The sequence below is a fragment of the Coleofasciculus sp. LEGE 07092 genome, from assembly GCF_015207375.1.
Lineage (GTDB): Bacteria > Cyanobacteriota > Cyanobacteriia > Cyanobacteriales > Coleofasciculaceae > LEGE-07092.
On sequence record NZ_JADEWY010000057.1, the window covers coordinates 25,427 to 39,241 of the forward strand.

The 13,815-nt window shown below is 44.5% G+C and carries 11 protein-coding genes and 1 pseudogene; 3 read left to right on the plus strand and 9 right to left on the minus strand.

The features are described 5' to 3' along the window. Positions 1-72: 72 nt before the first annotated feature. The 5 genes from rnc to gcvT form a co-directional block, all read right to left on the minus strand. A complete protein-coding gene (gene rnc, locus IQ257_RS15230; protein ID WP_193874017.1) occupies positions 73-1,263 on the minus strand; it encodes a ribonuclease III in 1,191 nt (396 codons plus the stop codon). A 50-nt stretch (positions 1,264-1,313) separates the two neighbouring features. Continuing rightward, entirely contained in the window at positions 1,314-1,856 is a 543-nt protein-coding gene (locus IQ257_RS15235) for a hypothetical protein (RefSeq protein ID WP_193874016.1), read from the minus strand. Positions 1,857-1,909: 53 nt separating this feature from the next. Further along, positions 1,910-2,563 (minus strand): restriction endonuclease subunit R, encoded by a 654-nt coding sequence (locus tag IQ257_RS15240; protein WP_193874015.1) that lies wholly within the window; start codon positions 2,561-2,563, stop codon positions 1,910-1,912. Between the two features lie 97 nt (positions 2,564-2,660). Next, entirely contained in the window at positions 2,661-3,263 is a 603-nt protein-coding gene (locus IQ257_RS15245) for a hypothetical protein (protein WP_193874014.1), read from the minus strand. A 150-nt stretch (positions 3,264-3,413) separates the two neighbouring features. After that, a complete protein-coding gene (gcvT, locus tag IQ257_RS15250) occupies positions 3,414-4,556 on the minus strand; it encodes a glycine cleavage system aminomethyltransferase GcvT (RefSeq protein WP_193874013.1) in 1,143 nt (380 codons plus the stop codon). 400 nt (positions 4,557-4,956) lie between these two features. Here gcvT and IQ257_RS15255 point away from each other — a divergent pair, with 400 nt between their 5' ends. Together IQ257_RS15255 and IQ257_RS15260 are read left to right on the plus strand one after the other, a co-directional pair. Continuing rightward, entirely contained in the window at positions 4,957-5,157 is a 201-nt protein-coding gene (locus tag IQ257_RS15255; RefSeq protein WP_193874012.1) for a hypothetical protein, read from the plus strand. Between the two features lie 461 nt (positions 5,158-5,618). After that, positions 5,619-6,212: a hypothetical protein gene (locus tag IQ257_RS15260; RefSeq protein WP_193874011.1), complete on the plus strand. Its 594-nt coding sequence runs from the start codon at positions 5,619-5,621 to the stop codon at positions 6,210-6,212. A 98-nt stretch (positions 6,213-6,310) separates the two neighbouring features. Here IQ257_RS15260 and IQ257_RS15265 read toward each other — a convergent pair whose 3' ends face one another. From IQ257_RS15265 to rpe, 4 genes and pseudogenes are all read right to left on the minus strand, one after another. Beyond that, the gene (locus tag IQ257_RS15265) at positions 6,311-6,655 is read right to left on the minus strand and encodes a Dethiobiotin synthetase (RefSeq protein WP_193874010.1); all 345 of its coding nucleotides are present in this window, start codon (positions 6,653-6,655) and stop codon (positions 6,311-6,313) included. A 297-nt stretch (positions 6,656-6,952) separates the two neighbouring features. After that, positions 6,953-7,930: pseudogene (locus IQ257_RS31535) on the minus strand (ParA family protein). Between the two features lie 140 nt (positions 7,931-8,070). Beyond that, positions 8,071-10,995 carry a CHAT domain-containing protein gene (locus IQ257_RS15275; protein ID WP_193874009.1) on the minus strand — a complete coding sequence of 975 codons (2,925 nt, stop codon included), beginning with the start codon at positions 10,993-10,995 and terminating at the stop codon, positions 8,071-8,073. 297 nt (positions 10,996-11,292) lie between these two features. After that, entirely contained in the window at positions 11,293-12,000 is a 708-nt protein-coding gene (gene rpe / locus IQ257_RS15280; RefSeq protein WP_193874008.1) for a ribulose-phosphate 3-epimerase, read from the minus strand. 196 nt (positions 12,001-12,196) lie between these two features. On the opposite strand from rpe, the gene IQ257_RS15285 reads away from it, so the two are divergent. Next, on the plus strand, positions 12,197-13,780 hold the full coding sequence (locus tag IQ257_RS15285) for a S8 family serine peptidase (protein WP_193874037.1): 1,584 nt from the start codon (positions 12,197-12,199) through the stop codon (positions 13,778-13,780). Positions 13,781-13,815 lie beyond the last annotated feature (35 nt).

A 13,815-nucleotide genomic window follows, 5' to 3' on the forward strand; every position in this document is an offset into this window, starting at 1 on the left:
GATATTTTTAGTTTAGTACCAAAGCCACAACGCGATCGCTAAAATGGTAAAATTTTGCTCTGCTTTGGCTCTTTAGAGCAGACCCAATTTCCTTAAGGCGTCGGATGCTGCCTGTTTTTCAGCTTCTTTTTTCTTATTAGCTGTACCCTCACCATACACGGTGCCATTAACTCTTACTTCAACAGTAAACATCTTGGCATGGTCTGCTCCAACTTCATTGGTAACAGGATACTTAGGAATCTGTTGGTGGTTTGTCTGCGCCCAATTCTGAAATCGATTTTTCACATCATTTAAAATCTCAGGGGTGGCATCCTGGGAAACAGCATCTTCTACAACTAAGTCGAAGAGAGGCTCTACTAGTTCACGGACTGCCTCAATGCCAGAGTCCAAATAGTACGCGCCAATAACTGCCTCAAAGGTATTGCTCAACAATGATAATTTAGTACGACCTCCCTGCAATTGTTCTCCTTTGCTTAACCGTATCCATCTGCCCAAATCCAGTTCAGTGGCAAATTTTGCTAGCTGGGTATTGTCCACTAAGTTAGAGCGGCGCTTGGTTAATTCTCCCTCATTTCGACCCGGAAATTGCTCAAAGACATAATCTCCTGCTAAAAACTCTAGTACAGAGTCTCCGAGAAATTCCAGTTGCTCATTGTCTCCTTGAGTCTGTGTGGGATTTTCAAAGATATAGGAACGATGGGTAAGGGCAAGATACAGGAGTAAAGCATCTTGAAAGGGAATTTTCTTTAGTAGTTCGTGCAAATGCTCTCTAATGGGGGATTCTTCTGTAGAGGTCTGACTTTTGCGTGTCTCTTGCCGAGATTGCTCTTGCCATAAGAGTCGCAGAACTTCTTGTTTTTGTTTAGCTACAGCTTCTTTTTCAGTAGCATCAATAGCACCTAACAAGAGGGTCATACTGTCTAGAGCACGATAAGTGTCCTCCGTCGAGAGACGAACTCGGTGTGCCCATTTGTTGCGAACATCAATGAGTTCGCTGGCGAGAGCGCGTTCAGTATAAGACAGCTCGGGCTTGAAGACTGTCTCCCACCGCTTTGTCATAACCTTTAGCAAAGCAGAAACATCCTCTCGCAATGTCTCTTCTATCGTGCGCCTAAGCGTAGAATCCTCAGATAAGCAGGACTTAGCTCGTGAAAGCCAAGCATTTCCATAAATTGCCCTCATTTGCTGCTCAACGTAAGGATAAAGTCCCTTACCTAAAAGATTTAAAGCTCTACCGACCTGTTCGTGGTTGCTAATTGCCATTTTGAAATTAAGTGATTAAGATTACTAGCAACTATAGCAATTGAAAGTTTCTAAGGCTGTACAGTTGCAGTCCGTTCCTTATTCTTAATCAGAATCTCTACCAAATCACGTACTCGGAAAGCGCCCGACTCCACACACCCAACTGTTTCAGATTGAAACTTGGTGCAGAGGTCATCCCAGGCAACAAAAATTGTCTCCTCTGGAAGCGACTGCACAAATTGCCCAGAACCGATAGTTCCAGGTGTAAACCAGGTAATCCGGATAGCATCTCCTGTGTCTACTAAACCGTTCAACGTTTCGATTTCCTGAACCCTTAACTCTCCACGATTCGATGAAGTAATGGGTAGTTTCATCTCGGCTTTCAACACATACACAATAGTTCCAGGACTATTTGCCCGCAAGGGAGTGGAAATCACACAGCCGTTCTCAAACGGTTCGGGTAACATCTGAATCGGACTTTCACGAATGTCAGTCAGTTGTTTACACTCTGGTTCACTCATCTTCGGTTGACTTAAATGAGGCGTTGCCAAGCCGATTGCACCAGAGTTAAAGTATAAAGAAGCAAGAAGTGCGATCGCGCCGAATTTTACCATTTTAATTATTCTCCTCCCTCTACGTTCACGGTAATGCTTTAGAGTATTCAGGCTTAATCTGACGTTACATCTCCACCCGACTCATTCACCAATTGACTCAATCGCTTAAGAATTCTCAGAACATCATACAAGTCATTCCCAGGATTGCGAGTAATAAACACCTTAGACAAGGCGTACTGTGGAACTTTTCCCTTAACTAATTTCACAAAGACGAAACTCCCCCCAGTGGTAATCATGCCAAAACTGGGCTGTTCCGCATTAGAGTTGCCTAACATATAAGCCAAAATTTGCGCGAGTCCTTCCTCAATCGAAAACGCTGCCCGTTTAGACTCAATTACCATTACCCAAAACTGGTCTTTTAAAACTAACGTATCAATTTTAGCTTTAACAATAACATCGTCATCTTCTGAGATAATATCTACAGACTCTTCAGATTTGACGTAAAAAGGAAATAAATAAAAGTCCCCGATAAATAAAATAGGGTCTAACACTGCCATTCTGACGATATCTTCTAAGACAGGTGGGTAATTGAGTAAATTAATATAACCCACTTTTACTTTGTCTAAGAGTTGTTTATCTAGAGTAGTGAGTTCTGGTAAATTATCCTGCCACTCCCAGAAGAAAGATTCATCTTCAACGAGCTGAATACCGAACGTTATGATTAAGTCACGCAGTGTGGTTTCTTTAGCTTGGAGCGTTTGAACCATAGTCTTTAGTTTTTGTAGTTTCGATTCATTTGAGAATTTCCGGCTATAGCTTAATTTTATTGGTAATCGGGTAGAGTTGCCTCGTCAATAATCTGCATTAACCGTTCTGCACCATCCAAATCAGAAAACCCAAAATTTGCTCAACTGGCGGTAATGGATAATCAGTTAGGTCAATCGTAACAGTTTGCCATTCTAGTTTAAGAAACCGCCAAACTGTACCACTTGTCACCGTTCCGTAGATTGTTGAGATTGGCTGCTGCTTCTGTTGATTAAAGCGTTGAGCAGCTACCATCTCAGCTAAACATTGTCCCAGTGCCGGTTTAAGGTCTTCTTTTTTAGCTTCCACCAAAACCACGGCAGGCGCTTTAATAAACAACTGCTCTGGAGAGCGGCTAATCAGAAAATCGACATAGCCCGTCAAATCAACCTCTGGCTGCACGTTAAACTCTTCACCCGAAAAGACACTAATTTGTCCTTTGAGCTGGCGTTTGACTTCTAACAAGACTGGATTGATAATACCTTCAGAACGCGCTTTTTCACTACTCACAGCAATTGCCCAAGGCAGCGTTTCTTTCAGGGTATCTCTGAGTAAAGGAGTTGGATTGACTGGGGAAACTTCTGGAAGAAAGCGCTCACCTTCAATGATAGTGAGTTGAAAATTCTCTACAGCTTTGCTGAGGGTAAATTTACTATAAGGCATAAGGATTTTCCTACTCTGTTTCTCAATTTTAAACTCCCTGGCAGATTACCGATGTTATGTAGAATCGCACTCCATCCAGCCAGTTAAAAACCGACTTAAGCTATTAGCCCGAATTTTAATTCAGGGCGGACTTTCAAAATTATTATTTATTTAAGATGAGCGTTTCTTTGAGCGATAAAATGGTTTTTTTACCACAACGGCTGGATAAGCTTTACCCCGAATTTCTACTTCTAACTTCTGACCCGTTTTGGCTAGCGGTGTGGGAACATAGGCAAGAGCGATCGCTTTTCCCAATGTTGGTGCTAAAGTTCCACTAGTCACTTCGCCAACAACTGCCCCAGCCGATAGCACCGGATAGCCATGACGGGCAATGTGCCGCCCCTCCATCTGGATGCCAATTAACCGACGCTCTACCCCTGCTGCCTTTTGCTGTTCTAGCACTGAGCGTCCAATAAAATCACCTTTACTATCAAGATGAACCAGCCAACCCAAACCTGCTTCTAGGGGAGTGGTGGTTTCATCAATATCTTGCCCATATAGGGCTAGAGCTGCTTCTAATCGTAAGGTATCTCTAGCTCCCAATCCGCAGGGAGTGACGCCAGCTTGTAGGAGAGAACGCCACAACTCTACTCCAACATCCGGGGCTACCATTACCTCAAATCCATCCTCGCCCGTGTAACCCGTCCTGGCAATAAAAGCGGGTTGATTGAGGAGGGTTGCTTCTAAATGTCCGAAAAATTTGAGTGAGGATAAATTTTCCTGCACGAAGGGTTGAAGATAAGCCTCCGCTTGGGGTCCTTGTACTGCAATCAATACATTTTCTGTTGAGATATCTTGCAACTCAATGGAAGTAGTTTCTAGATTAGCGAACAACCAGTCTTTGTCTTTTGTGCGAGTAGCAGCATTAACAATTGCCATACCTCGCTGTTCGCCCCTCTCATCCTCACCCTGATAGTAGAAGATAATGTCATCAATGATGCCAGCCTGAGGATTTAACAAAACTGTGTACTGCGCTTCACCCCGTTGCAACCGCATCAAATCTGACGGTACGAATCGCTGCAACTGCTGCCGCAACTCCTTGCCTTTAAGGGCAAATTTTCCCATGTGAGAAATATCAAACATCCCAGCAGACGTTCGCACAGCTTCGTGTTCTTGAGCGATGCTGCTGTAGAGTACTGGCATTTCCCAACCGGAAAAGGCGGTGAGTCGGGCATTTTGTTCGACAACTAGGTTAAATAGGGGAGTTCGGGCAAGGGAAGGAGTTTCTGATTGGGGTGCTTCTGGCTTAACCACAGTTAGTCTTCAGTTACAGGTTACATCCTTAATATCTTACGTCTTCAGTAGTGATCTACGGTACTTTAAAATCACTTATTTAATAATAATTAATCACGAATTATAGTTTATAAACTCATTTAAAAGTAAATGTTTATTTTATAAATTATCTTTAACTAAAATTGCTGCTTACCGTATCTTTCCAATGGTAGATGAGGAAGAGCCACACCAATATTTATAGTGGTAAAGCTTAGGGTTTAGCTAGGCAGAAGGACAAATTAATAACTTTCTCGATTTAATGACCTTGTACGGATTGAGTAGCAAAACGTAATTCTAATTTTTTGCTCCTTCCAGACTCTATCAAGCCCCTAATCCAGTTTTCTAATTAACAACGCTTTAAAAAATCAGGAGATAGCCAGTTATGGGAGTTAATTCTTGTCTTTGTTGTGGGAATCGCTTACTTCGTCATGCAGGACGAAAAGGTGTCTACTGGTTTTGCACCTCCTGTCATCAAGAAATGATTTCACCGATGCCCCGTCAGTCAACGGCTGGACTAGACACGTTGAAGTTTCGATCGCCTCTGTTAGGAAATTCCCCAAAGCATTACTCTGTTAAGTACTAGAGCTTGAAATTCACACTCAGAGCGATCGCATAATAAAATTACATCCAGAACAACTAAGCCCGAAAATCCGCCCGGAGTTCAAACTCCGGGCTAATAGCTCAAGTCCATTTCAATGGACTGAAAGTCTTGTAGAGTCAGTATTTGGTCTTCATAGCGAGGACTTTATGTATGAGCCAGTGGTTTAAACCACTGGCGGTTAGTGAGACTGGTGCAAGATGTGAGTTGAAACATACCCCGTCCCTAAAAAGGATGGGGTTTTGTCAATGAGGCACAGAACAAAACGCTATACTAATTGACGTACTCTGTAGCAATTTGTTTATAGAGAAAAAAGGGGGTAAGGTTTTGCCGATGTTGGGTGAGTTACGGAGGCAAATGATCAAGCTTTAAGGGCGTAGCTGAGGCAAGATTGGCATCATACAGCAAAATTTAAAAGTCAGCGAACAACAATCAGGAGGTTTGCCATGAAAGGAATTAAATTGGGGTCTGTTTTGTCATTGGGGATTTTATTGGCATTGGTAGGCAATCGAGTGAATGCCTTACCAGGTCAAACGGTTGAAACCGTTGCCGCTTGGATTAGTGCTCATCCTACGTTGCAGCCCGGTATTGGCGATGGGTTGGTGGTGACAAAAAGTAACTCTGCTGCTCAACGATTTACCTTTAAAGCGTCGGTACTCCCTCCGGGTCAAATCGCCTTTCCAACCAGCCGTAATATTATTCGCAACGAGGAAATTTCTTTCTATGACAAAATTAATGGCGTAACTCCCGAACGGCTAACGGAATCATTGCGGATTATTTATGGTCCTGCGGTCTATCAAGATTACCAGCGAGCTAGACTGGTTTACGCTTACCCCACCCCAGAAACTATAGATTTAGCACGACGACAGAATCTGCCGCTCTTGGCAGCGCAGAAGGGGCAATTGCTGCTAGGAGACCGCTTTGCCTATTGGTGGGAAGTTACTCAATCCGAAGATGGTAAAGCCCTCAATGGGCTTTTAACGATTTTTCTGCCAGAGGATTTAGATAAACTCGAATCAGAATTACGCGATCGCTCTTGATAAGGTGTTAGGTATCTAATTTGCACCCGTTAAGACGGAGTTTTCTGTTCAGCTCCCAAGCTTGAATAACTTATTTTTTGGCAATTCCTAACTGACCGCTAGTGATTGTACCAGACTCCAGCGAAAATACTCTTTACAGTTCTGGCAATGCGCTTTAAGTCTTCATCTAGGAGGGGGGGCCAGTTCACCCCAGTCTGACGCCCAGCTTCAAACCGCTCTCGGCTCTCATAAGATATCAGGTACAGCGAGTAAATCAGCTCTCGATCAATAGTAGTAGAACCTCGCAAACCCTCAAATACCATTTTTAGCGCTAACAAAATATTAGTCACTTGACCCGGTATCGGTGCTTTTCCCTGCTTCAGGCGAACGAGGAAACCATCGTTATTTTGGTCAGGTGCAGTTCCCTGACTAATTATGAAGCTACGAGCAGTTTTATAATCCATGGAGTTTGATGTGCTGGCTTACTGGCATGGTTTCTGCCCATCCAATGCTTTCAATTGTGACATTGGATTGGTAGCTGCGATAGGCTCTACTGAAACGCGCTTTAGTTAGTTTAAACTGATAAATTGCACCAGTGGCAACAACCCGCCAGTGGTTTTAACCACTGTCTTATAGCTAAAGTCGTCTCGCATACGACTGGATAAGACTTGTAGTCCATGTCAATGGACTTAAGCTATTAGCCCGGAGTTTTAACTCTGGGCGGGTTTTCGAGTTTACTGACAATGGTGCAAGATGTGAGTTTAAACTAATTGTTCGTCAGGTAATGGTAATTGAGTACGCGCAGCAACTTTATGAGCCAGATCTTTAAAGTCCCAGTATACTCCTTTCACTGCTGTAATATGAGCCCCGATAGCTCCATCCGCAGGCTTGAGATGGAAGATTGGCTTATGAGCTTCTTGAGCCATTGGCATTAAGCTCTGATAATGCTTGAGTAACGCTAAACAGTTAGGATCATTGGCTAGCGATGGGTGTGACTCTTCTGGTTGTTGGATAACCTCTTCACTATAAATTTGGGGAATTCGGGCAATCCATTGTTGAAAAGCTTTTACTGGTCGATCAAACCGAACACCATGTTGAAGGACAATATATCCTACAGGACACATCTGTCCTACAGGCAAGGGTAGGTCAGAGGCTGGATTTTTAGGAATACGCTCCTGCCACTCTTCTCTCCATCGATGCAGGGTTGGACCCAAATTTTTCAAACCTTATAGTGAAAAAAGATCAGGTGAAAGGGGTACAACAACATAATCTGACGCAATGAGGGCAGCTCGATTAATAGCCCCCAAATTAGGACCTAAATCAACTAAAACAACATCAGCTATAGTGTTTTTGGCTGCTCTATCTAGTAATCGCCAAAACGCAGAAATAATTCTGAAAGATCGTTCTTTACGATCTAGACAACCTGGCCACTGAGCAGAAAGTTCATCTGGCAGATCTTTTGAACGTCTTTTCTCATTCAATCGGCGTTCCTCCTCTGGGGTTGCCGTTGCTCGACGGGGACCAACCCGAATCCAAGTGCGTCCATTGAATCTTACAGGAGGTGCATCTGATGGCTCAACAATGGCAACTGCTAATTCGCACCCACTGATGATTCGCTTACCAACAGTCAAAAGTGGAAATGGCAGGATGTTGCCATCAGATCGCATATCAGCAAGGGTACGAAGCAATTCATCAGTGATTGGAAAGTTAGCGCAGGTTCCATATGATACGAATGACATTCTTACTTCAAGGTAATCTGTTGGCTGGCTAACGAAAAGTTAGTCTGCGATCGCCTGATTCGACAATCCTTGCTCTTACCGTTTCAGGTTCGGCGGCGGCTTTTGCTCTGCTAAAGCTTGCAGATTAGAGATTGAGCCGCTTATAGTCCACTCCCCATCAAAATAAACGACGACCAATAAAACGGATGACTGTAAGGATGACTTCTTTCAGCAGATGACTCGCCCGTTTCCGCATCCTTACCCCTGAGGAATGCCAGTTGAGCTTGGCGCAAAGCTTCAGCTTTGGTGAGAGGAGCTTCGGGTGTGTCTTGGGCTAAGTTTTGGTAAAACTGCTCCATCAATAGGCGAGTACTTTGGTCATTCACTTTCCACAGTGATGCCATAACAGTTTGGACTCCGCCTTTAAGAAAATAATAACCAACACCTGCAATCTCCCTGCCGTTGAGTCCAGGACCCCCCAGTGCTGCTTCACAAGCTGATAACACGACTAGATTGACATTCTGCAAATCTAGCCAGGTTTCAATATCAGGAATTGCCAACTTCTCGCCCGTACCTAATAGCAGATAAGAGCGATTGATGGGTCCTGGAACGAATTCCCCATGGGTAGCGATATGCAACATCTTATGGGAGGATACGTTGTCTCGCAAGGCAAAAAGGTCAAAGTCTTCGTTAAGGAACTTTTTACCGGGATAAATCCCTTGGGTATCTACTGACTCTTGCCGGACAATTGCATCTAACTCTGCTGGTACATTGGGTAAAGATCGGAACCCGCCCACAGCCTGAGACACTCCCAACCCTAGAACTGAAATCTCAGGATTGCTTGGAGACAATGATATCGGTTTTGATAAACTCTTAGTGGCTCGATAATTCACAGGGCGCGATTGTGAAGCGTTGCTGGAACCGACCCATGGCATCTCGGTTAAGTTAGCAGATAACACCGTTGAAACCGTATAGTTCTCAACTAAATACTGTTCTCCATCAAACAAGGCACTCATGGGAATATAGCGAGTTGAGCGATCTAAGGAAAATACCAGATTTTGAATAGTATTCGCTTTTAGTTCAGGTTCCAATGGTTTGATTAGCCAGTCGTACAGTTGCTTCCCTGTCTGTTGCAACTCATCAACACTGGAAAGACGATTTTGCAATAACTGACGAAACCTCAAAACGGTAACTTCTAATTGGGGAGGAGTCACTTCACTCACTTCTACTGCCTTCAAAATACCACCTTTTGATGCCCACAACAGCCAAATTCTGTCATTCAACAGTAAGGGATAAATCAAGAGGGTGTTGGGTTGAGCTGACAAAATTTCTCGGGCTTTTTCAGAAAATTGGTTGGGATCGAGGAAGGTATCATCATTGGAGCGGTTATTACGAATGAGTGTTTCAATTTGCTCTAATGCTTGATAGTACTGCTGAATTAGGTCATCCCGCCGATCCAACAACTCATCAAGTTGAGAGCAACCTGTTCGCCGACAGCCCTCTAACTCATCTCCGAATGCGATCAAACTGCCATATTCTTGCAAAATCCGTTGCTCAGTGGGTGTAATCTCTAGGCGAATCGGCTCACCATAGACTCTAGAATCGCCAGTATATTCCCGCAACTCCTGCCCTTTCAAGAGTTCCAATACCTGCTGCGCCTCTCGCATCCGGTTTTGCAACAGCAATAGGCTAGTCAACGAGCGATAAACTTCAGTGGCGGGTACACCATGGATATCCTGCACGGCTTCGACGAAAGAGGTTTGCAACCAAACCGGTAATCCCCTAATCTGACTGTGAACTTGCTCTTCATTTTTGTTTATTGCCTGCTTGTAATAAGTTGTCGCCGAACCCAACAGATTTAAATCCTGATAAATGCCACCGATTCCAGCGTAGGCACTATAGCGTTCATGGATTGAAAGTGCTTCTTGATAGGCAGAGATCGCTTTATCTGGCTGTTTATAATTTCTATAGATTTTACCGAGAACTTCTAGAGCAACTCCTTCTAATTCTCGATTGTTTTGCTCGTGAGCAATCGCCCGACTTTGGTTGACGAATTCAATAGCTTTTTCCGGATTCCCAGAATAACTGTTCCCCAAACTCAAAACAATCAGAAAAGACGCTTCTAACAGCGGATTTTGAATGTTATGAGAAATCAATAACCCTTGTTCAGCCAATTCAATCGCTTTGTTCGAGTTTCCCATGCCCACATAGGCAAGTGCCTGCATCACTAAGGCAGCGCCTTCTCCTTCCTGCCATTGTTGTCTGTTGAGCTTCTGTTGGGATACGCAATTATATGCCCCCAAGATGCTGGGATAAAAACCTGTGCCTTCCGCTTCAGTAAGTTGGTGTTTTCTTAAGAAATCTAGGGCTTGCTCGGTATTATTAATAACCTTGCCGTAGTCTCCCGAACCCAGATGAACCCCTCCGAGCGTCAAGAGTGAAGATAACGCAGCGGTGGTATTCTTATTGTCTTGGGCGACGTTTAAACCTCGTTGGGAAAAAAGAATCGCATCTTGCGTTTGCCCAGAAGAGTTATAAACACTACCGAGAAGGGCAAAAGCTTTCGCTTCTGAATCAGGATTTTGAATTTTCCAAGCTGTCATCAAGCCAGAACGAGCGGCTAAGATTGCTTTTTGATATTCACTTTGGCTGCACCCCAAGGATTGATAAGCACTGGCTAAGGTTAGGTAAGCGGCTGCTTTCTCTGGATACTTTTGGAGTTTGTCTGCTAGTGTTCTGCTTTCTTTCGCTAACTCTATGGCTTGCTCATAGTTCCCCAAGGAATTATAAGTCTCACTTAAAGCAATGAGAACATTTAATTGGCGTTCGCTATTACCTAATTCTTGCCTGTAAATAGTTAAAGCTTGTTCAAACCTTTTTGCTGCTTCTGATAATTGACCAATGTGTAACTGTTCTATACCCTCTTGAAACAGACGATCAACTTCCGTTTCTAGCTCTTGACTTCGTTGGGATTGGGAGTTAAGGGTAGCGGCTGTAAGAGGAGTAGCAATTGAAGATTGAAGTGTACTGAGACTCAAAAAATAGGTTGCAATAGCACAACTAAGAACCTTATGATTGACGTACATAGGAAAAGCTAGCCTACAAACAAAGGACAAAAGTGACGGGTTTGAGGTCTGAAGCTAGCCACGCTGTATAACTCTCATGCCCAATTGCTTTTTTAGACTCAAACAATTCACCAGGGTGATAAACTCATTTTTAATTTTTCTAAAATGAGGATGACAGAAGATTATTTTTTCTGCAATCCATCCAAAGTAGTATATCTTCAAAATTCATAGTTAAAATAAGATAGCCCAGAGTCAAAACTCTAGGCTAACGGCTTTAAACGTCCGCTTTTTTTTGGTAATTAAATCGGCTTTTTGTACTTAAACCCTTGCTAATTCGGGTTCAGGTTGCTTGCTGTTGCGAATACCCTTAATGGCTTCAGCGTAGTCTTTTGCCTTAAAAACAGCAGAACCGGCAACAATTGCATTAGCTCCGGCTTCTAAAACCTGCCAGGCATTATTGCCTTTGAGTCCACCATCCACTTCAATCCAGGGATCGAGTCCCCGTTCGTTGCACATCTGGCGCAGTTTACGGATTTTTGGCACTACAGCAGGGATAAAGCTTTGACCGCCAAAGCCAGGATTTACACTCATAATTAGTATCAAATCGCAGACTTCTAAGACATACTCAATCAAATCTAAGGGAGTTGAAGGATTAAGTACTACACCCGATTGCTTACCCTGTTCTTTAATCTGACAGAGTGTGCGGTGCAAATGAGGGGAAGCGTTATGCTCGGCATGAACTGAAATGATATCGGCTCCAGCCTTTGCGAAGTCCTCCACATACTTTTCCGGCTCCACAATCATCAAGTGGACATCCAACGGCTTTTTGGTGACAGGACGAATCGCTTCCACAATCAGAGGACCAATGGTGATATTGGGGACAAACCGACCGTCCATCACGTCAACATGAATCCAGTCAGCACCAGCGGCATCCACTGCTTGTATTTCTTCCCCCAATCGGCTGAAATCGGCTGATAATATGGAAGGAGCTATAACGATGGGTTTTTGGGATTGCGTTTGGGTCATAACTGGTGATACTCTCCTGCGTCCTCTGTTGTATGTTCATCTTAACAAAATCTTTAGCAATCCCCTAATGCGGCGCTCCCCAATCGATATCGAGCAACCACAACAGCCGGTTAATGCAGACCGAAGGTTCGCTCACTCCGCTTCTCTAATCAGTTATCACTAAATTTTAGGAGAATCCGCCTTGGTTCAGCGGCAGATTGTTAAAAAATTGGGATGGATACTATGGGGTTTAGGTGCCTCCGGGCTAACCTACCCAGCTTTAGCCATACCCACTTCCACAGGAGAAACGGGAATTGATGCCCTACGGCTACATACTCCCCCTTACAACTTGATCGGTCGTAAGATTGCGATCGGTCAGGTAGAAATTGGTAGACCGGGTTTATTTGGAATTGATAAAGCGGTTTCTTGGAATCCTGTGATCGCTCTGGAGCGAGTCTTTTATCGGGATAGTCCCGCCAAAACTGATACCCATGTCGATTCCCATGCGGCAATGGTGGCAGGCGTGATGGTGAGTGGTGACAAAACTCTCCCAGGAGTAGCACCAGGAGCCAGACTTTACGCTTCAGCCGTCGGTCCCCCCATCAGAAGTGGACAACCCGAAGAATGCCTGTCATCCCAGCACGTCGCCCAGCAAAACAGCGGCGATGTTCGGGCGATTAACTTTAGTTTTGGGGAATCCCTACAGCGCGATTCCAGACCGGAAGCTACTTTAGACGGTAATGCTCTGTTGACCAAATGTATCGATTGGTCAGCCAGGGTTCATGATGTGCTCTATGTGATTGCAGGCAACCAGGGAGACGGTGGCATTCCCATCCCCACGGATCATTACAATGGCATCACGACGGCTTACACCAGCAAGCGGCAGGGAGTCTTTAGCAAGGTAGATTTTGCTAACTTGAGCGATCTACCAACTGGGATTGGTAGGCGTTTGATCGAACGTGAAATTAACGTAGGTTCCCGCCGTGCTATTAACTTAGTGGCTCCCGGCAGCAAGATTCCCGTCTACGATTTGGAGGGTAATATTGTTGAGGTTAGCGGTACAAGTTTTGCCGCTCCTCACATCACCAGCTCGGTAGCCTTGATTCAAGAATATGGCGATCGCCAGCTTCGCTCATCCCCACCGAACTGGACTATTGATTCTCGACGCCATGAAGTCACCAAAGCTGTACTACTCAACTCCGCTGACAAACTACAAGATAACGGCGACGGTTTGAATTTGGGCATGAGCCGCACCGTTTTCTCAAAAGATAACCGCACTTGGTTAGAGTCAGATGCCTACAAAGACCCTAAAATCTCCCTAGACATCCAGATGGGTACGGGACACCTCAATGTTTTCCGAGCTTATCAACAATTTCAACCCGGTCAATGGAGTCCAACGGGTGCCGTACCGCCAGTGGGTTGGGATTATCGTTCCGTTGAGGCATCGTCTTTTCAAGACTACGTTTTAGAAAAACCGTTAAAGCCAAATAGTTTTGTAGCGCTAACTCTAGCTTGGGATCGCTGGGTTGAACTGCAAGATGAAAATGGCAATCAGGAGTATGATATTGGCGAGAGTTTTAGCGATCGCGGACTGAACAATCTCGACCTTTACCTCATGCCTGTTGACGGTAGTGATACCAGCAAAAGTGTCTGCGCTTCTATTAGTGACGTAGATAGTGTAGAGCATATTTTCTGTCCAGTTCCGGCTGCTGGTCGCTACAAAATCCGTGTTCAGTATCGCCAGCAGGTACATGAGGCAGCTCAACCTTACGGTTTAGCTTGGTGGACGGTGCCAGATTAGTAGCCTGAGGGGGAGATGGGGAGATGGGGAGATGG

Coding starts and splice junctions, on each gene's coding strand:
- rnc (WP_193874017.1), bottom strand. CDS start 1,263: ATGGCAATTAGCAACCACGAACAGGTCGGTAGAGCTTTAAATCTTTTA.
- IQ257_RS15235 (WP_193874016.1), bottom strand. CDS start 1,856: ATGGTAAAATTCGGCGCGATCGCACTTCTTGCTTCTTTATACTTTAAC.
- IQ257_RS15240 (WP_193874015.1), bottom strand. CDS start 2,563: ATGGTTCAAACGCTCCAAGCTAAAGAAACCACACTGCGTGACTTAATC.
- IQ257_RS15245 (WP_193874014.1), bottom strand. CDS start 3,263: ATGCCTTATAGTAAATTTACCCTCAGCAAAGCTGTAGAGAATTTTCAA.
- IQ257_RS15255 (WP_193874012.1), top strand. CDS start 4,957: ATGGGAGTTAATTCTTGTCTTTGTTGTGGGAATCGCTTACTTCGTCAT.
- IQ257_RS15260 (WP_193874011.1), top strand. CDS start 5,619: ATGAAAGGAATTAAATTGGGGTCTGTTTTGTCATTGGGGATTTTATTG.
- IQ257_RS15265 (WP_193874010.1), bottom strand. CDS start 6,655: ATGGATTATAAAACTGCTCGTAGCTTCATAATTAGTCAGGGAACTGCA.
- IQ257_RS15275 (WP_193874009.1), bottom strand. CDS start 10,995: ATGTACGTCAATCATAAGGTTCTTAGTTGTGCTATTGCAACCTATTTT.
- rpe (WP_193874008.1), bottom strand. CDS start 12,000: ATGACCCAAACGCAATCCCAAAAACCCATCGTTATAGCTCCTTCCATA.